Here is a 17987-nt window from a genome sequence, read left to right as displayed (position 1 = left end):
TAAATCAATCAGTTCTATGACCACGGCCGCGACATGCTGCTGCCGCTGCTCCGAATCGGTGCAGCGGCAACAGTGTCGAGAAGAATTCGATCAGGAACCGAAGAGACCGCCCAGTGAACCGAGGCTGCCCGAACCGCCGTTCCCGCCGTCGTCAGGCGCAGCAGAAACCTTGACGACGGATTCGTCCGACGCGGACTGTGTGAATCCACTTCGCCCGGCGTATGCCGCCTTGATCCGATGATCGCCCGTCGATGCGAAAGTGTGCGTCAGTCGCGCCACTCCATCGACTCCGACGACAACGGGCTGTCCGATGGGTTGGTCGCCGTCGTAGAACTGAACCGAGCCCCCGCCGGGGTTGGGGGTGACAGTCGCGGACAGTTCTGCCGCGACATTCTGCTTGGTCGTCGCGGGAGCTGCCAGTGAGGTCGAGGTGGTGACATCGGACGGTGCGGGATCAGACACGGTGACCGTTTGAGCGGATGCCATCGACGGCATGAATCCTGTTGCGCCGGAGTAGTAGGCCGAGACGGCATGAGATCCAGCCGAGGTGAAGGCATGTTCCAGAGTGGCTTTGCCGTCAGCGCCCACCGGGATCGGAGCGCCGATATCTGCAGCGCCGTCCTTGAACTGGAGAGTGCCACCGGCGGGTGTCGGCGTGACCTGCGCCCTCAGCGACACCGAAACGCCCGTCTTAGCATCGGTGGGAACGTTCACGGCCGTGTCGGTCTGCTTGACGACAGGTGCGGCAGTCACCGTGACCATTGCCTCGGTCGAGTTGGAACTCTGGAATCCGTTGACGCCCTGGAACGTTGCGGAGACCCGCGCGGTTCCGGCGGTGAAGAAGGTATGCGGTAGCCGGGCAGTGCCGTCGGCACCGGGCGTGACCGGTGTACCGACGTCGGCGCCGTCCACCCTGAACTGCACGTTTCCGTTGACCGGGGCCGGATCCACCTTTGCGACAAGCTCGGTCGGTGTGCTGGCTTGGATCGAGCCGGGCATTTGGATCGTGGTGGTTGTCGGTTGGCTGACGTAGATGGTGGTCAGGGCCTGCCCACCGGCGTTGAGGCCGGAGTTCCTGTTGTCCCGCGGGGAGCAGTTGTAGCGCTCCCAGTAGTTGACTGTGAAGACATCCTTTTCGCGCTGGACGAATGTGAGCGCATTTCGGTCGTCGTCGTAGTTGGCGGAACCGGGATCGGAAACCCTCAGCGAAGGCTTGATCTCGGTACCGGCCGCACCAGCTTTGACCGTGACGTCGACTGCGGGGAGTCGGAACTTGGTGTTGGCACCGACGATGATGCCGTCACTCGATCGAACTGCGGAGGACGGACCGTTTCCGGTGGTCCGATTCGATCCGGAGATACGCAGGTGCGTACCGGATGCCGATGGATTACCGCCGTCGTCGATCCGTGTGACTGTCGGAGTGGCACTGTCGGATCCGAGGCCGTACGCACTGTCCGCCACAAGCTGGGAACTCACGAATTCGACGCCGGACGGGATGTCGAAGTCGTACTTGATCCGGGCCCAATGTACGACTCCACGGCTGGCATGACCGCCGCTGTTTGCCTTCATCTCGTTCGGCTGCACGCGGTAGGTGACGGTCTCACCTGGTGCCGCGGTGGTCGGCGCGGTGATGGTGACTCCCGAGCCGAGTGTCTCGTTGAACGTGATCGGGCTTGCCACACCGTCCATCTCGCGCACATGGCATGCAGTTGTGAAGGCCACGCTCTTGGTCTCGGGGGCAGCCGAGGCGATCCCGCCGCCGACGATGGAGAACAAGCCGCCGGCCAGTACCGAGACGGTTGCAATCGCAGAGCCGCGTAGGAGTTTCGAGTTCATCGTCGAATCCTGGTTTCTGTTCACAGTTTTCACGACCCGAATCCGGGGGTACCAAGGCTGCCGAGGCTACCGGTGCCAGGCTCGGGCTCGGACGGTTCGACGACGTTGATCGTCACGGCGCCCGACATCGACTCCATGAAACCGGCCGATCCCGCGTAGTACGCCGTGATGTTGTGGTCGCCCGCTGTTGTCATCGTGCGGTTGGCCTTCGCGACGCCGTTGACGACGGCCACCGGAGCGCCGAGGTCGACCCCTCCGTCACGGAACTGCACTGTTCCTCCCGACGGCCACGGAGTGACCGTTGCCGTCAGTTCCACGGAGTCACCGACGACGGCCTTACCGGGTGCGTCGATTCGCGTCTGTGTCTGAGCGAGGCTGGAGTCGACGTTGATCACGGCGAGCGGCCGGCCGCCGGCGTTCAATCCGGCCGAACGATTGTCGCGTGGTGAGCAATTGGTGGTCAGCCAGTATTTGACGCCGCCGAGCAGGGTCTCCTGCTGCAGGAAGGTCAGGTAGTTGGCGGCACTGTCGTAGGAACCCGAGTTGGAGTCGGACACGCGCAGCATGGGCTTGATCTGGGTGCCGACAGCCCCTGACGTGACGGTGACGTCGACTGCCGGGAGCTGGAACGTCTTTCCTCCACCGACCTCGATTCCGCCGCCGCCGTTGTCGTCGGTGTTGGGTCCGTTGCCCGCCGTGATGTTGTTGCCGGAGATACGAAGATGCGTCCCATTCGGATCGGGTGAACCGGCATCGTTCACCCGCGTGATCGTCGGGGCGACCCCACCCAGATTCGAGCTGGTGCCGGCCACGATCTGCGCCCCCACGTAGGAGGTGCCTGCGGGGATGTCGAAATCGAACTTGAGACGCGTCCAGTTCACGACGGACCTGAGGTCGTAACCGTCCTTGGGGACCGTCATCGGCTTGGGCGCGAGGCGGTATGTGAAGGTGGAGTTCGGCGGGACCACGGCCGGCGCACTGATCGTGACGCCGGAATCACGCGTCTCGTTGTGCGTGATCGGTCCGGGGAACTGCCACCCGTGGCACGATGCCGTGAACGGAAGGTCCACATCAGCGGCGGACGAGACTCCGGTTCCGCCGATCACGAGGGCAACGCATCCGGTCAACGACGCGGCCACCCCCACTCCTCGGCGCATCAACGTCGACACCATTCACATTCTCCTTGAGTAGCGCTCGACAAGATCGAGCTCTCGGCTTGAAGCCGGGTCCGGGAACCGGCCTCGAGCTGACAGAGAATCGAATACGTCTCGTCGTTTGCTCACCACCAGCTCAAACCCTGGAGAGGAGTAGAACACAGAGCGAGCCGCAGAATATGCGATTCGGACAAATTGTTGGACAAACGTCCAACCGGTGAAATTTCTCCACTTCTCCGACCGCTCTGCACTGCTTTAACGTGGCGTGAAGTGGGCCCGGTAAACGGTCAGGCGATCGCGCGGCGCATCAGGTCTGCCGTCTCCTTGTTGAATGCGACCAGTGTGACCGTCTCGACCTCGGTCTTCGCCGCGCGAATCGCTGAAACGGCCTGTCGGACGGCATCTTCCTTCGGCCAGCCGTAGACCCCTGCCGAGATCAACGGAAAGGCGACGGTACGGGCGCCGATCGAGTCGGCCACGGCGAGGCTGCGGGTGTACGCCGACCGAAGCAGACCGGAACGGTCCTCGGAGCGCGAATACCTCGGGCCGACGGTGTGAATCACGGCCTTGGCGTGCAGCTTTCCGGCGGTGGTGGCTACGGCCGCACCCACCGGCAGGCCGTCGGGAAGGCTGGTGTTGCGCAATACCTCGCAAGCCTTCAGGATCTCCGGTCCCCCGGCACGGTGGATCGCGCCGTCGACACCGCCGCCGCCGAGGAGCCTGGAGTTGGCCGCATTGACGATGGCGTCGACGGTCAGCGTCGTGATGTCACCTTCGACGACTGTAATAGCGGGCATGGATCCTCCTGTGTATCCGACGGCTGTGTGTCCGACGGACGCGTTTCCGACTGCCGTGTTCCAGAGTTCACGCTTCGGGCGAGCCCACGGCATAGCCGAGCGTACGTCGTAGGGATCACGTCCGATCAACATCGAGTATCGCGCTGCAACCGACGGCGTGCGACTGTGCGCCTGAACGCAATGGAGGAGTACGCGCTTTCCCTCGGCCCGCAACGCCTGGACGGTGCGCGCTGCGTCGTCGAGAACGAACTCGAGGTTGGCGTTGGAATCGTGACCGTCGTCGACCAACCAGAACTCGACGTGATCAGGGGCGACCTGTCGTGTTCCCATGCGGCACAGGCTGACCACGGCGTCGTAGTCTGCAGTGGACACCGCATCGACGCCGCCGAGCATGACGCCGTCGTCGTGCGGGTGCGTCGTCAGGTGGTGGGTTCCGCGAAACCTCGAGTAGTCGAGTTCTGCTGTCGACGGCCATCCGTTCTTGTCGTCGGTACCGCCGCGAGCAGTCTTTATTGCCAGGCGAATCAGATCGGAGGAACGGTATCCCGGCCAGCCATGCATGATTCGGCGCCAACGGGCGGGAACCGCCGACGCTCCCCAGCGGGCGCCGAGGAGGCCACCCGCGATGGCCGCCGTCGTGTCGGTGTCCCCGCCGGCTCTTACTGCTGCTTCCAATGCGTACTGGAGGTGGCGAGCATCGCCATTGTCCGTGGAAGTGATTGCCCACCAAGCAGTCTGAAGTGCATGCACCACCCAACCGTTCTTGGAGAAGTCCTGCGGGTTCCCGGTTTCGGCCTGATCGAGCAGCGGGCCCCAGTATTCGGCGACGTCCTGATCGGCAACGGAGAGGAAGCCGCGAACACCGTCGAAGTTGCCGGAGACAACGGCATGGCGGATGGCATGGGTCCACAACTCGCACGCCTGTCCGGCACGCGGGTCGTCGTGCGTGAGTGAACTGATCCGGTGCGCTGCCGACCTGGCACCTTCTGCATCGTCCAAGTAGGAGAGGGCGACGGGAGCAGTCCGCATGAGCGAGCCGTTGCCGGCTTTGCGGCCGCTGATCGCCCGCGCACGATCCGCCATCGCCGCTGCGCTTTCGGAGCGGACGGACAACACTGCTCGCGTCTGGTTGCCGATGTCCGCGGGCTTCGAGTCGTACCACCGGATGAACTGTGCTGCAATGGCATCGAGACCGTCAGCGCTTCCGATGTCGATTCCGGTAGCGGCCACCTCGGCGATCGCAACTGCCATCGAGGTGTCGTCGGTCCATTCTCCCGGCGCCCAGTCGAACGGGCCGCCACCGATCATGTCGATCGTGACCTCGGCCTTCGGGTAGGTGAATTCGTAGCCGGCGCCGAGCGCGTCTCCTGCTGCGGTGCCGAGCAGAACGCCGGCCGCTCGATCGGACTGCTGTGCGGTGAGTTTCATAGCCACCTCTTCGGTTCGCGATGATCGTTTGATCAACTTTGCGCTAACCATAGATCATGTTTGAGATAACATGCAAGGGTGAATAAATGGACAGACACGAGCGGCAAGGGATTGACGGACTATCCGCGTCCGTCTGTGGCAGTGGACGTCGCGGTGCTGACGTACAGCGGTGGATCTCTGAAAGTTCTGGTGGTTCGGCACCGTCTCGGTGCGCTGGCGCTACCGGGAACATTTCTGCACGAACGCGAATTGCTCACGGCCGCAGCCGATCGTGCCCTGTCGGTCAAGGCAGAGTTGGCCCAGACGAGCTTCCACCAGTTGGCGATCTTCGACCGACCGGACCGCGACGACCGTGGATGGGTTTTGTCGGTCGCACACACGGCTTGCCTACCGGAATCGGCACTGCCCGATTCGGCGCTTCTCGTCGATGTGTACGACGACGAGGCAGTGAGCGGACTCGCATTCGATCACGCCGACATGGTGCGACTCGCGGTCACGGACCTACGCACGAGGTATGCGTCGTACGTGGATCCGGACGGATTGTCGGGCGGGACGTTCACCGTCGCCGAACTTCGGGGACTCTACGAGGTGATCTTCGATCGTCCGTTCCAGAAGGACAGCTTCCGCCGGCAGGTGTTCGACGCACTCGAAAGTACCGGCGAGATGAGCAGACCAGGTAACGGCCGACCCGCCGAGACGTACCGGAGGCGGGGTGACGGCGCACTGACTGCGCAGGCAATGGCATTTTTGACCGGATGAAGTGAAACGAATTCTTGCAGTTCTGCTGACCTGACGCGCTGAGCTGGGTAATGTCCGATTGATGGGTGCAGTTTCGAATGAAGCCGAGTCCAAGATTCCGACTGTCGTGTGGGGTACCGGCAACGTCGGGCGTGCATCGATTCGCGCTGTGACAGCCAATCCGGCCCTCGAACTTGTCGGCGTCATCGTTGCGAACCCCGAGAAGGTCGGGCGAGACGCCGGTGACCTCGCCGATCTGGGAGTGCACCTGGGCGTCGCGGCTACCGACGACGCCGATGCCGTGCTCGCAGCGTCTCCCGGCGCGGTGGTCTACGCGGCGTCCGGCGACATTCGGCCCGACGACGCGGTTGCCGACATCACGCGGGCACTGGCCGCCGGAGCTGTGGTGGTCACGCCGTCCGTATATGCGCTGTACGACCCGAAATCTGCGCCTCCCGAACTCCGTGATCCTGTCGAAGCTGCTGCCAAGGCGGGCGGCGGCGCTCTGTTCGTCTCCGGTATCGACCCAGGCTGGGGCAACGACATCCTGCCGATTCTCCTCAGCGGGCTCGCGGGGACAATCGACCAGATCCGGTGTCAGGAAATCTTCGACTACACGACCTACGAACAGCCGGATTCTGTCCGCTACCTGATCGGGATGGGTCAGCCGATGGACTACGAACCTCCCATGGTCGCGCCGACCGTACCCACCATGGTCTGGGGCGGGCAGATTCGGCTCATCGCCCGGGCACTCGGGGTGGAACTCGACGAGATCCGCGAGACCTTGCTGCGCCGCCCGCTCGAGGAAACCGTGTCGACCGAACATATGGGGGAGTTCGCGGTCGGCACCCAAGGCGCACTGCGATTCGAGGTTCAGGGAATCGTCGGCGGGGAACCACTGATCGTGATCGAACACGTCACGCGTATTCATCCGTCCTGTGCCCGCGACTGGCCGCTCCCGCCAGACGGAGGCGACGGCGCGCACAAGGTGATCGTCGAAGGACGACCACGAATCGAGATCAACGTCGAAGCCACCGATGAAGGTGGAAACCGCGCGGCCGGTGGAAATGCCACGGCCGTAGGACGTCTCGTCAACGCAATTCCCTGGCTACGTCAGGCTGAACCCGGTCTTTACGACGCGCTGGACGTTCCGCTCACACCCGGCGTCGGCAAGCTCGGTGCCCGAAACTCGGAGGTACTCGCATGAATATCGACATACCCGAAGGCAAGAACCCGATCGGCTACGTGTGGGGAGAGATGGTCCCCGGCATCGGACCCGCAGCCGCCGGGTTCTCCCAAAAGGTCTACACGGAGGGAACTCTCGGCCTCCGTGAGTTCGAGGCGGCCAGGCTCCGGATCGCTCAGATCAACGGGTGCATCTTCTGTCAGGACTGGCGCACCGAGCGTGACGGCGAGACTGTGGAGTCGACGTTCGATCAGGCTGTCACCGACTGGCGCACCACCGATGCCTTCGACGACAGGACACGCCTCGCTGCCGAATACGCCGAGAGATACGCCCTCGACCACCACGGGCTCGACGACGAGTTCTGGGAACGCATGACAGCTCACTACTCCCAGCGAGAAATCGTCGAGTTGAGCATGTGCCTCGGATCGTGGTTGGCCTTCGGCAGGCTCAACCACGTCCTCGGCCTCGATACTCAATGTGTGTTGCCCGGCAACTGAACTAGTTGCCCAGCGTCGTCAGATCCGGGTAGTTCGAGACCTCCCAGCCGCCGTCGACGACCAGACTGGTTCCGGTGATGTACGAGGCGTCGTCGCTGGCGAGATAGAGGCAGGGGCCCGCGATCTCGTCGGGAGTTGCCGCTCGGGACATGGGGATTCGGCTGAGAAACATGTCGCGGGCGGGTTCGTAGTTCATGACCGGCGCGACCAGTGGCGTGTCGACCAGGCCGGGTAGAACGGCATTGACCCGGATCCCCGACGCAGCCAGTTCGATCGCGGCATTCTTGCTGAACATCTCGACTCCGGCTTTGCCTGTCGCGTATGCGCTCCCGTAGGGGCTCGGCACGTGCGCGTTCAATGAGGACACGTTGACTATCGCACCACCGCGACCGTGCTCTCGGATATGCCGCGCTTCATGTTTGGTGCAGAGGAAGACGCCCTTCTGCACCAGGTCGATGGTGAAGTCCCAGTCGGCCTCGTCGAGGTCGACGATCTGCCCCACCCTCGACGCACCGGCAACGTTGAAAGCCAGATCGATACCGCCGAATTCCGCCGCCGCCGCGGCAAGGGCCTCGGCAACATCGGATTCCTTGGTGACGTCGGCGGGAACGGCGAGGAAGGCCCCGCCGTGCTGGGAGGCTATCTCTTTCAAACCCTCTGCAGCGATGTCGATTCCAGCTACCTGTGCGCCTTCGTCGATAAGCCTTAGTGCGATGGCTGCACCGATACCTGATGCTGCTCCAGTGACGACTGCTGTTTTCCCGGCAAATCTGGACGTGTTAATGGGCACCTGCTTTCAAGAACTTTCCGGTTCGGCGGTTGCCGAGAACGGGTGCTGCTTCTCCGTCGCCGAAGACGTACTCGCCGCCGACGAACACTGCGGTGACGGTCTGGTCGTTGCGATTGACCATGCGGGAGAGGTTGTCGTACTCCACAACCGGGCTTTCCGCATAAGTGTCGAGCGAATCGTCGAGATGAGCGGGATCGATCACAACCAGGTCGGCGCGATCACCTAATCGAAGGTGCCCGGCATCGACGTCGTACCACTCGGCGAGTTCACCGGTGAGACGATGCACCGCTGCCTCGACGGTCATAAACGGACGGCCGACCTTTTGGGCATCGTAGACACGTCGTAGTAGGCGTAAGCCGAAGTTGTAGAACGCCATGTTGCGCAAATGCGCTCCGGCGTCGGAGAACCCGAGTTGGACGCCATTGTCCTGGGCGAACTTGTCCAGAACCTCCGGCCGGTGGTTCGAGATGGTTGTGCGCCAACGCACTTTCGTGCCGTGTTCGAGGACCAGATCCAGGAATGCATCGACAGGGTGGAGGCCGCCACGTTCGAGGCCGACCTGCCCGAAGCTCTTGCCGACCAGGGATTCGTCGGGGCAGGACACGATCTCGGCGTCGAAGAAATCGCGATGCCAAACTTTGACACCGAACTTCTGGTCGTAGTCCTTGCGGAATTGTCGACGGTAATCCTCGCTCTGCATGAGGACGTTGCGTTCCATCTCGTCGGTCAGATGCAGTGCTGCAGCGCCAGATCCGAACTCCTCGAAGACAACCAGGTCGATGCCGTCGGCATATACCTCGAAGGGAACTGGCAGGTGCTGCCAGCGCAGGTCGCCGCCGAGTCGATTGACCAAGTGTGCCAGTGGGCCGAGTATCACCACGGCCAACTTGTTGGACTTGATGTCGGCCGCCGAAAGCATGCTCGTCTTGAGTCGCTTACGCCAGATACCCGCGCTGGAGAACGCCATCGCTCCGGTACTCATCGGGTTGGAGAGGTCAGGTCCGGCCTGAAATACCCGTCCCCGACGGCGCAGGATCGCATTGAGTCGGCGTCGTTCTTTCGTGGTTGCATACGTCGACGGCAGCGTGCGTGAGCGGCAGGTCTCGCCGTCGAGTTTGTCGAACAACAATTGCTGACTGGACATCCCGACGAATCCTGCGTCGAGAGCTTCGGTCAACTGTGCTTCCATCGACGCGAGTTCGGCGTCTGTGGGATGGACGTCCTTCCTGGTAGCACGATCCAGTCCCATCTCGGCGGCCCGCATATCGGAGTGTCCGATGAAGGCTGCAATGTTGGGACCTAGCGGAAGCGCCTCTAGTGCAGCAACATACTCGCTCGCAGAGTTCCAGGTCTTGGCACGGTTGAGTGCGTCGACGACGTGCTTACGCGGAATTGCCTCTACTCTGCCGAAGAGATCACCCGCGTCGGAGGGGCTGGCGTGAATGGTGGACAGGGAACACGATCCGACAAAGATCGACGTGACCCCGTGTCTGAGAGATTCGCTCAGCGCCGGGCCTTCGAGGATCTCGACGTCGTAGTGAGTGTGGATGTCCACGATGCCCGGGATCACCCACTTGCGCCTCGCGTCGATTACACGGGGACAGTCGGTTTCGTCGAGTGGATCGAGGGAGATGGCAGTAACCAACCCATCGCGGATACCCAGATTGCGGACAGCTGGTTTGGCCCCGGTGCCGTCGAACCACAGACCGTTGTTGATCACGGCGTCGTAGGTCATGAGAGAACCACCTTTGCACGTATCGTTTTTCCGGTTGCATTGCGGGGCAGAGGAGTTGTGCTCAGTTTCCACTTCACCGGCACCTTGAAGTAAGCCAGTCGTTCGGCGACATAGTCGCGTAGTTCTTCTTCGCCGGCGGCTCCCTCATTCCGCAAAACGACGACGGCTGCAACTTCTTGGCCGAGGTCTGCCGAATCAATGCCGATCACAGCGCATTCGAGTACGGCGGGATGCTCGTCGATGGTCTGCTCGATTTCGAGAGGGTAGACGTTCTCGCCGCCGCGCAGGATCAGATCGGATCGGCGACCCGTCAGGCGGAGCCGGCCGTCCTCGAACACTCCGAAGTCGCCGGTTCGGAGCCATCGATCAGGACCGATAGCGGCTGCAGTCGCGGTCTCGTCGTTCCAGTACCCCAACATCACATAGGCGCTGCGCGCACAGATCTCACCTTCCTCGCCGTCGGGGACTGCAACACCGAAGGGGTCGCGCACCTCCACGCTCACCCCGATGATCGGCCGGCCGAGAGTTCCGGGGAACGCGGCAAGTTCCGGTGGTGTGGCAACTGAAATGCCGGTGGAGGATTCGGTGAGCCCGTAGCTGTCGACCAAGGTGTGCTGCGCAAAAGGCAGTCGTGCGCGCAGTCGGTCCTGCAAGGCCGGAGATGACGGCGCAGACGCGAGCGCAAAGGCGCTCAGTGAGGTCAGGTCGTACTTCTCGAGACTGCCGTACTCGAGGAGACGGGTTGCCATGGTGGGGACCACCGCCCAGTTTGTGACCTTCTCGCGTTCGACGAGGGAAAGGACTTCGTCGACGTCGAAGGCGCCCTGATGGATGACCACCGCTCCGCCCGTCGCGAGTCGTGGGATCGCCAGGTTATGCAGGCTTGCAATGTGAAACAGCGGCGCGGTCAGCAGATACCGCAAGTCACTGGGTCGGCCGTCTCTGGGTTTGCCGGTGAACGCCGCAGCGAGGCGATCGCTGTAGCGGTGGTAGTCGATGACGGCCAACACGTTTCGGTGACTGTGAACAGCCCCCTTGGGGCGGCCGCTGGTTCCGCTCGTGTACAGGATGACGGCCGGATCGTCCTCGTCGACGGAAGTACGGGGCAGTGTCGATCCCGAATACTTCTCCATCAAGGTAGGTAGATCTTCTTCCATCGTGAGCACGGGAACATCGGTGTTCAGTTCGGAAAGAATCTGCGCGCGTTTGGCGTCGGCGATCACCACTGTGGGGGTGGTGTGATCGATGCCGTACGCCACCTCGCGGGCCACCCACCACGAGTTGAATCCGACGGCGATGGCACCGAGGGACTGAGCCGCCCAGAAGGTCATCACCCATTCCGGCGTATTGGCAGCAAGTATGCCGACCCGATCACCCTTGCGGACGCCGTACCGCTCGCGCAGCGCCGTCGCCAATGCTGCTACGGCCTCGCCGTGCTCGAGGTAGCTGAAGCGTCGGTCCTTGGTCACCAGATAGTCGCGTGATCCGAAGTCGAAGGATGCAGCGAGCACGTCGCCGAGTGCCTTGTCACGGTTCTTCATGACGGGCATCGAACTGCCCAGTACATCCTCGACTTGCATCTCGAAAGGACCACCGGGGCCGGTCAGCCCAGCCATGACGGACGCGATGAATGCTTGTGTATCAGCGGAAGTAGTCACGTGAAGTGCCTTTCGAAGATTAGGGTACGAGCACTGCGCGTCCGGTGACCTTGCCGTGTTCGAGACGGTCGAGTGCGTCGCGGGCATCAGCGAGGTCGAAGCGGGCTACTTCTACCGTTACCAGACCGGCCTGTGCCAGGGCGATGGAATCGACGAGGTCGTTTCTGGTGCCGCCGTACGACTTCCGGATCGATGCGCCCCACGGCCAGCCTGGTCCGCCGGCAGCTTCGGCAGTGATTCCGGGGTTTCCGCCTCCGAGGCCCACCATTCGATACGCGCCGTTCGGCGCAACCGCTTGAACGGACATCTGTGCAGTTGCGTCGATACCGACGAAGTCGAAGATGACTTCTGCGCCTCTGGCCGACGTGAGGTCGAGGATGTGCTGCGCGGTGTCCGGTCCCGATTCGAGCGTGATGTCGGCGCCGCAACGTTTGGCGAGATCGAGTTGATCCTGTCCGACATCGACGGCGATGATGCGCACGGCACTGATTGCGCGAAGTATCTGTACTGCAACGTGACCGAGTCCGCCGACGCCGATCACGACGGCGGTGGCACCGGGCTGGAGATGTTCGCGGGCACCGCGAATGGCGTGGTAGCTCGTCAGTGCCGCATCGGCGAGAGGTGCGGCCTGCAGGAAGTCGAGGTCTCCGATGGGTACGAATGAGCGAGCCGGGATCTTGACGTACTCGGCCATCCCGCCTTCGGGACCAAGCCCGGGGCAGGGCGGCATCGCGGTGCGTCCAGCGGCGAGGCACATATTCTCGTTGCCGCTCATGCATTCTCGGCACTGTCCACACGACCAACAGAGGTAGACGACGCCACGCTCTCCGACGGAACGGCCGTCGACGCCACTCCCGACGGCTTCGATCGTGCCGGCAATTTCGTGGCCGATAGTCAGCGGTTCTTCGCGCATCTTGTACGGAAAGTGCAGGAGATGGAGATCGGAGTGGCAGATTCCCGCTGCGCCCACCCGAATCAGTAGTTCCGACGGGCCGATCTCCGGGACCGGCACGTCGTTGATTTCCAGGAGCCCGGGCCCCATGAGCTGGGCTGCCTTCATGAACTGACCTCGCTGACCTCGGAGTTGTATGCGGCGCTCAGGTAGGCGTTGCTGCGGTCGGATCCGATCAGACCCGGTGCCATCTTGTTCATGACGTAGGCGAAGGTCATCCGTCGGTCCAGATCGTTGACCAGCATCGAGCCGCCGATACCTGCCCACCAGCAGGCGCGCCCGTCGGGAATCAGTGGCGCGGTAACCGGATGTGGCAGTCCGTAGCCGATGCCGAACTTGAGTGGTGTCATGATCCCGAGATCGATACCGTCGGCTTGGATCTCGAAGATCAGGTCGATGGTGCTCTGCGAGAGCAGCTTCCGGCCGTCGAGCACACCACCGTTCGAGATCAGGGATTGGACCCGAGCGATAGAACGTGCGTTGCCGTGGCCGTTGACTGCGCCGATCTCGGCTTCCCGCCAGGGTGCGGTGTTGACCTCGGGGTAGTCGAGCAGTGGGCAGGTCAGGGTCTTGATGAAGATGCTGTCCTGGTCGAGCGTGGACAGGTCGAACTCCAACGCGGGCGGCGGAACCATGGTGGCGATTCGACCGAAATGCTCTGCGGACGTGCCGATATGGAAGTCGGCTCCCAGTGGACCGGAAAGCTCTTCGGCAAAGAACCTGCCGAGAGTTCGCCCGTCGATGCGACGAATGACCTCACCGACGAGATGGCCGTAGTTGATCGCGTGATAGCCCGACGCCGTACCCGGGGTCCACCAAGGCTTCTGGGTAGCGAGGCGAGCGGTGGACGCCTCGAGGTCGTAGATGTCCGTCAGTTCGATCGGGCGCTCCCAACCGGAGACGCCAGACGTATGCGACAGGAGGTGGCGAACTTCGATGTCTTCCTTACCGTTTGCCGCAAATTCGGGCCAGTAGTGAGCAACTTTCTGGTACACGTCCAATTGGCCGCGTTCGACCAGCAGGAGCGCACACAGGGCCGTCATGGTCTTGGTGATGGAGAACGTGTTGACGATGGTGTCGCTGCCCCATGGAGTGGTACGGGATTCGTCGGCGTACCCGCCCCAGAGATCGACCACGGATTCTCCGTCGACGGTGACGGCAACGGAGCCGCCGAGTTCTTCACCGGATTCGAGTTGAGCCTCGAAAGCCGCTCGGACGGCGTCGAACTCGTTGTCGCAGTGACCGTTCACCAGACTCATGCGCGATCCGCCTTCTCGAGTTCGTGTGCTGCTGCACGCGCGGCAACAGGTAGCTTGTTTCCGGAGGCCGCAGCACGCTTGGTGCCCTTGGCGATTTCCTTGTTCATGTTGCGGACGTAGGGATCGAACTCGAGCTGAATCGTGTGGCGTGGTGACTTGTAATAGGGGGCGAGGAAGTACGCCTCGTCGGCTTTGGTGATCTCCTGCATCTCGTTCGCAGACGGCAGTTGGTATTTACCGGTGAGGTAGGCCGCGACGAGCTTGCTCTGCTGCTCGGCGAAGTTGACGAGCGTCGGCATGGGCTGCGCGAGTCCCATGAAGAAGAGGTTGTCGATTCCGGGCTTCATCATTCGTTTGAACAGTGGGAATCGGTTGTCCCTGTCCGGCAGCAGATTCGGATCACTGAAGAAGGGGAAGCTGATGTTGTAGCCGGTTGCGCAGATGACCACGTCGACGTCCTCGGCGGTGCCGTCCGCGAAATGAACCTGCTTTCCGTCGAGTTTGGTGATCGCCGGCTTGAAGGTTATGTCGCCTGACCCGGCGCGTCCGAGGAACTCGCCACTGGCTGACGGATGTGCCTCGAAGGGGCGGTGATCTGGCTTGGGTAGTCCGTAGCCCTCCATGGTTCCCAGGTTCTTGCCGAGGAATCGACGACTCAGGAACAGGCGCAGCCCCCGAGGCATCCAGGGCGGGGTGATCAGTTTGTCTCCCGGCACGCCGCCCAGGTATTTCGGCAACACCCACACGCCGCGGCGCGCCGAGACGATGAGCTTGTCGGCGAGGTATCTCTGCCCCAGTTCGGAAGCAATGTCCAAGCCGGAGTTCCCCATTCCGACCACGACTACTTTCTTGCCGCGCATGTCGATCGGATCGAACGGGTCGTTGTAGCTGTGGCTGTGCATGAGGACGCCGTCGAACTCGCCGGGGTAGTCCGGGATGTTGGGATCCCAGTGGTGACCATTGCAGACCATCAGGACGTCGTAGGTACGGACTTCGCCGTCCGAGCGCGTGATGGTCCACAGTCCGTTTGCATCACGCTCTGCGGCAACAACACTGGTGTTGAAGATGATCGACTCACGCAGTCCGAAGTGCTCGACGTAGTCCTTGAAGTACTGGAAGAGTTCGGAGTGGTGCGGGAAGTCGGGAAGGTCGGCAGAGACCGGGAAGTCCTCGAATGCCAAGCGCCACTTCGACGTGTCGATGTGCAGGCTCTGGTAGCAGGCCGACATCCCGTTGGGATTCTTGTAGTACCAGTTTCCGCCGACCTCGTCGGACGCTTCGTAGCAGTCGAAGGGTATTCCGAATTCCTTCATTCGCTTGGCCGTCGTGATTCCGGTGGGCCCGGCGCCGATGATGCACACGCTCGGCAAGGGGGAGGGGCTCATTCGCCATCGCTTTCTGTTCTGTCTCGGGCGTGCGCGAAGAAGAATCGAAGCCCGAGAAGTGACTTGAGTCATAGTGCGCCATTCGCTGACGATGTGTCAATGAATGACGCAATGTTTTTTGATGACGGTGAGTCGGTGATTTGCCAGGAAGTCGAAATGCGAGCAAGGTGGGCGACGTGAGCACGACTACCGATGGCCCGAAGAACAGGCGGGGAACCCTTCGCGACGAGCAGAAACGAGCGACGCGGGCCAAACTCGTGGACGCCGCACGCACTCTGTTCGAGGAACGGGGATACGCGGCTGTCACGGTCGACGACATCGCCTCGGTCGTCGGATGCAGTCGAGCCACGTTCTACGTGCATTTCGCCAGCAAGGTGGAGATGCTCAAGACGATCGGCGCGGCCGGGATGGCGGCGAGTGCGTTCGCTTTCTACATCGATCTCGATCGGGTTCTCGACACGAACTCTCGCGTGGAATTCACGGCTTGGCTGGAGCGTGCCTTCGACTGGTTCGACGAGAACAAACGCCTGCTGCCGGCCTGGGACGAGGCCGTGGCACTCGAACCGGAGTTCCGCGAGACAGCGCGAGACGGTATGACCCAACTACCGAATGCCATGCCCAAGTACCTGGGCCGTTGGCCGGCGGAACAGCACGACGAGGCACGGTTGCGCGTCGAACTGCTCGTGAGTCAGTTGGAGCGATTCTTCACACGCTGGGCCGTGCAGGGGACGATCGACGTGACTCGGATGCAGGCGGCCGAGGTTCTGACCGACATCTGGTTCCCGGCCCTGTCGCCGGAATCCAAGGGCGGCGACGAGCGGTAGATGTGAATCCGACGGAGGTTCACGAGTCGATGAGTCCTTCGACCGTTCCCCGCCATCCGCGGCGCTGGTAGTCCCGGGGCGACATGCCGTGGGCACCGATGAAGACCTTGGTGAATCCGGACGCGTGCGCGTAGCCGAGTCGACGGGCGGTCTCTCCGGCCGAGAAGCCCTCCTCGAGATAAGCGCGGGCGAGGGTCATCCGCAACTGACCGCGCCAGCGCGGGAAGCTCTGGCCGGTGGCCGCTACGAAGCGTTTGTGGAGCAGGCCCTCGTCGACGCCGAGTCGAGCGCTCCACTCCGGCAGCGTGCGCGAATCGGTGGGGTCCGCGCGGAGTGCGGTAAGGATCGTTTCGACAGGATTGGTTCGGCCGCCGGGTGTCCGCGTCGCCGCGCTGTTTCGGATCAGCCTCGAGATCCTCGCTGGGTCATGGATCTCGGGGCGCAGAAGGGTGTAATTCGCAACGACCGTGTGCAACAGATACGCCTCCGCTTCGCGCGCGAAGTGCAGCACTCGTGGCGGCGGTGCAGTGACGGGAGAGTCGCCAGGCTGGGATCCGAGCGGAAGTAAAAGCGAACCCTCCGCGATCTCGACGCTGTTGCGTACTCCCGCGGGAAGCCACATCGCGTCGCCCCGCCTCAGATTCCAGGTTCGGTCGCCGAAAGCGACCCGGGCGGAGCCTCGGTAGATCCAGACGATGACGTGAAAGTTGTTGACCCTGGCCCACGTTCCGCTTGCGGGAATCGTCGGCGGTATCGGCGCCGAGCCTGAGTGGGCGCCTTCCTCGGACAAGAGTGCGACGCTCTGTGCCAAGGTCTCGTTCTCATGGATCGGCGCTGAGCCTTGGTTTGCACGTGTGTAGTCACTGGGTGTCACACCGGTGTGTTCACGGAAGGCACGGGTGAATCCCGCGGGCGTCGCGAATCCGACCTGCCCACCCGTCCATCCGATTTCGCGGCCGGAGTTCAGGTATGCGATTGCTGCCGCGATCCGGGCCGAGGTGCGCCAACGCGCGAAAGGCAACCCCGTCTCCTCCGTGAATCGGCGCTGCAGGGTGCGGACGCCGATCTTGAGTTGCCGGGCGAACTGGGAAAGCTCCGTGTCGTCGGCTGGCGTCCGTAGAAGCGTGCGAGCGATCTCGAGGGTCTCGGCCGAGCGTGGCAAATTCGGTGGGGCGTACGACACCGAAGCGTCGGCGTCGTTGGAATGGGCCCCCGCGACAAGCTCGAGTAGTCCGGCTCCCACAGTCGCCCCACCGCGCAGAAATCCCAAGTTGTGCGCGAACTGGTGGACGAGCCAGTCCTGCCAGGCTGCCGGGATCTCGAAATCGATGATCCGGTTCAACGTGGGCGGCAGGTCGGCAGCGGGCATCGGAATGGGAAACGCGACCGCTCCCGGGTCGACTCGGATGCTGTAGGCGATTCCCGCGGGCACCCAGGTTGCCGCCCCAGCGGTCACGCTGCGGGTGCGGTCGCCAATCTGTAGTTCCGCGTGTCCGGTGTGTACCCAGAAGAGCAGTGGCTCACGTGCATTCGCGATCAAGGAGAGTCGGGACGCGGGGATCTCGGGGACTTCGCCCGCGGAGAACACCAACCGTGGTCCCACGTATGCCCTCCCGATTCAGATGCTTTCTCACGCAGCCACCGATGAGTGTAAGAAGTCGGCACGCACGGATAACCGTAGCCGATTAGGGGAGGCTAGCTTTATTCAATGGCCCTTCCGCCGTGATCGAGCGTGGGTCGACCCCCCC

At 62.7% G+C, this 17987-nt stretch carries 14 protein-coding genes; 4 read left to right on the top strand and 10 right to left on the bottom strand.

Going from position 1 to position 17987, the window contains the following annotated elements:
• Window positions 1-90: 90 nt before the first annotated feature.
• The 3 genes from AC1Q6C_RS08100 to AC1Q6C_RS08090 form a co-directional block, all read right to left on the bottom strand.
• Window positions 91-1836 (bottom strand): Ig-like domain-containing protein, encoded by a 1746-nt coding sequence (locus AC1Q6C_RS08100; RefSeq protein WP_492666505.1) that lies wholly within the window; start codon window positions 1834-1836, stop codon window positions 91-93.
• 29 nt (window positions 1837-1865) lie between these two features.
• Window positions 1866-3008 carry an Ig-like domain-containing protein gene (locus AC1Q6C_RS08095; RefSeq protein ID WP_492666504.1) on the bottom strand — a complete coding sequence of 381 codons (1143 nt, stop codon included), beginning with the start codon at window positions 3006-3008 and terminating at the stop codon, window positions 1866-1868.
• Between the two features lie 269 nt (window positions 3009-3277).
• Window positions 3278-5215 carry an O-acetyl-ADP-ribose deacetylase gene (locus AC1Q6C_RS08090; protein WP_054826740.1) on the bottom strand — a complete coding sequence of 646 codons (1938 nt, stop codon included), beginning with the start codon at window positions 5213-5215 and terminating at the stop codon, window positions 3278-3280.
• Between the two features lie 78 nt (window positions 5216-5293).
• Here AC1Q6C_RS08090 and AC1Q6C_RS08085 point away from each other — a divergent pair, with 78 nt between their 5' ends.
• The 3 genes from AC1Q6C_RS08085 (at window position 5294) to AC1Q6C_RS08075 (ending at window position 7636) form a co-directional block, all read left to right on the top strand.
• Window positions 5294-5974 (top strand): NUDIX hydrolase, encoded by a 681-nt coding sequence (locus AC1Q6C_RS08085; RefSeq protein ID WP_003943269.1) that lies wholly within the window; start codon window positions 5294-5296, stop codon window positions 5972-5974.
• A gap of 61 nt (window positions 5975-6035) precedes the next feature.
• Window positions 6036-7160 (top strand): NAD(P)H-dependent amine dehydrogenase family protein, encoded by a 1125-nt coding sequence (locus AC1Q6C_RS08080; RefSeq protein WP_492666503.1) that lies wholly within the window; start codon window positions 6036-6038, stop codon window positions 7158-7160.
• Complete coding sequence (locus tag AC1Q6C_RS08075) at window positions 7157-7636, top strand: carboxymuconolactone decarboxylase family protein (protein WP_020909587.1); 480 nt, start codon at window positions 7157-7159, stop codon at window positions 7634-7636. Before AC1Q6C_RS08080 ends, AC1Q6C_RS08075 begins: the two co-directional genes overlap by 4 nt.
• A 1-nt stretch (window position 7637) precedes the next feature.
• Here the strand turns inward: AC1Q6C_RS08075 and AC1Q6C_RS08070 are convergent, their stop codons facing one another.
• The 6 genes from AC1Q6C_RS08070 to AC1Q6C_RS08045 are packed head-to-tail and all read right to left on the bottom strand — an operon-like array spanning window position 7638 to window position 15415.
• Window positions 7638-8426, bottom strand: coding sequence for an SDR family NAD(P)-dependent oxidoreductase (locus AC1Q6C_RS08070; RefSeq protein WP_218695662.1), 789 nt, complete (start codon window positions 8424-8426; stop codon window positions 7638-7640).
• Window positions 8416-10161, bottom strand: a complete 1746-nt coding sequence (locus tag AC1Q6C_RS08065) for an N-acyl-D-amino-acid deacylase family protein (protein ID WP_492666502.1) — start codon at window positions 10159-10161, stop codon at window positions 8416-8418. Before AC1Q6C_RS08065 ends, AC1Q6C_RS08070 begins: the two co-directional genes overlap by 11 nt.
• Window positions 10158-11819: a steroid-24-oyl-CoA synthetase gene (gene casG / locus AC1Q6C_RS08060; RefSeq protein WP_492666501.1), complete on the bottom strand. Its 1662-nt coding sequence runs from the start codon at window positions 11817-11819 to the stop codon at window positions 10158-10160. Before casG ends, AC1Q6C_RS08065 begins: the two co-directional genes overlap by 4 nt.
• A gap of 19 nt (window positions 11820-11838) precedes the next feature.
• Window positions 11839-12879: an NAD(P)-dependent alcohol dehydrogenase gene (locus AC1Q6C_RS08055; protein ID WP_030536186.1), complete on the bottom strand. Its 1041-nt coding sequence runs from the start codon at window positions 12877-12879 to the stop codon at window positions 11839-11841.
• Window positions 12876-14030, bottom strand: coding sequence for a serine hydrolase domain-containing protein (locus AC1Q6C_RS08050; protein ID WP_492666500.1), 1155 nt, complete (start codon window positions 14028-14030; stop codon window positions 12876-12878). The genes AC1Q6C_RS08055 and AC1Q6C_RS08050 overlap by 4 nt, the downstream gene beginning before the upstream one ends.
• Window positions 14027-15415 (bottom strand): flavin-containing monooxygenase, encoded by a 1389-nt coding sequence (locus AC1Q6C_RS08045; RefSeq protein WP_372025528.1) that lies wholly within the window; start codon window positions 15413-15415, stop codon window positions 14027-14029. Before AC1Q6C_RS08045 ends, AC1Q6C_RS08050 begins: the two co-directional genes overlap by 4 nt.
• 167 nt (window positions 15416-15582) lie before the next feature.
• Here AC1Q6C_RS08045 and AC1Q6C_RS08040 point away from each other — a divergent pair, with 167 nt between their 5' ends.
• Window positions 15583-16239: a TetR/AcrR family transcriptional regulator gene (locus tag AC1Q6C_RS08040; RefSeq protein ID WP_492666499.1), complete on the top strand. Its 657-nt coding sequence runs from the start codon at window positions 15583-15585 to the stop codon at window positions 16237-16239.
• Window positions 16240-16258: 19 nt separating this feature from the next.
• Here the strand turns inward: AC1Q6C_RS08040 and AC1Q6C_RS08035 are convergent, their stop codons facing one another.
• Complete coding sequence (locus tag AC1Q6C_RS08035) at window positions 16259-17842, bottom strand: helix-turn-helix transcriptional regulator (RefSeq protein ID WP_492666498.1); 1584 nt, start codon at window positions 17840-17842, stop codon at window positions 16259-16261.
• Between the last annotated feature and the right edge of the window lie 145 nt (window positions 17843-17987).

Source organism: Rhodococcus sp. MT28 (genome assembly GCF_058792695.1).
This window is presented reverse-complemented; position numbering and strand designations above follow the sequence as displayed.

What these genes read in the sequence shown, in the direction of transcription:
- AC1Q6C_RS08045 (WP_372025528.1), bottom strand. Translation starts at nt 15,415, where the DNA reads ATGAGCCCCTCCCCCTTGCCGAGCGTGTGCATCATCGGCGCCGGGCCC.
- AC1Q6C_RS08080 (WP_492666503.1), top strand. Translation starts at nt 6,036, where the DNA reads ATGGGTGCAGTTTCGAATGAAGCCGAGTCCAAGATTCCGACTGTCGTG.
- AC1Q6C_RS08065 (WP_492666502.1), bottom strand. Translation starts at nt 10,161, where the DNA reads ATGACCTACGACGCCGTGATCAACAACGGTCTGTGGTTCGACGGCACC.
- AC1Q6C_RS08055 (WP_030536186.1), bottom strand. Translation starts at nt 12,879, where the DNA reads ATGAAGGCAGCCCAGCTCATGGGGCCCGGGCTCCTGGAAATCAACGAC.
- AC1Q6C_RS08100 (WP_492666505.1), bottom strand. Translation starts at nt 1,836, where the DNA reads ATGAACTCGAAACTCCTACGCGGCTCTGCGATTGCAACCGTCTCGGTA.
- AC1Q6C_RS08050 (WP_492666500.1), bottom strand. Translation starts at nt 14,030, where the DNA reads ATGAGTCTGGTGAACGGTCACTGCGACAACGAGTTCGACGCCGTCCGA.
- AC1Q6C_RS08090 (WP_054826740.1), bottom strand. Translation starts at nt 5,215, where the DNA reads ATGAAACTCACCGCACAGCAGTCCGATCGAGCGGCCGGCGTTCTGCTC.
- AC1Q6C_RS08095 (WP_492666504.1), bottom strand. Translation starts at nt 3,008, where the DNA reads ATGGTGTCGACGTTGATGCGCCGAGGAGTGGGGGTGGCCGCGTCGTTG.
- AC1Q6C_RS08075 (WP_020909587.1), top strand. Translation starts at nt 7,157, where the DNA reads ATGAATATCGACATACCCGAAGGCAAGAACCCGATCGGCTACGTGTGG.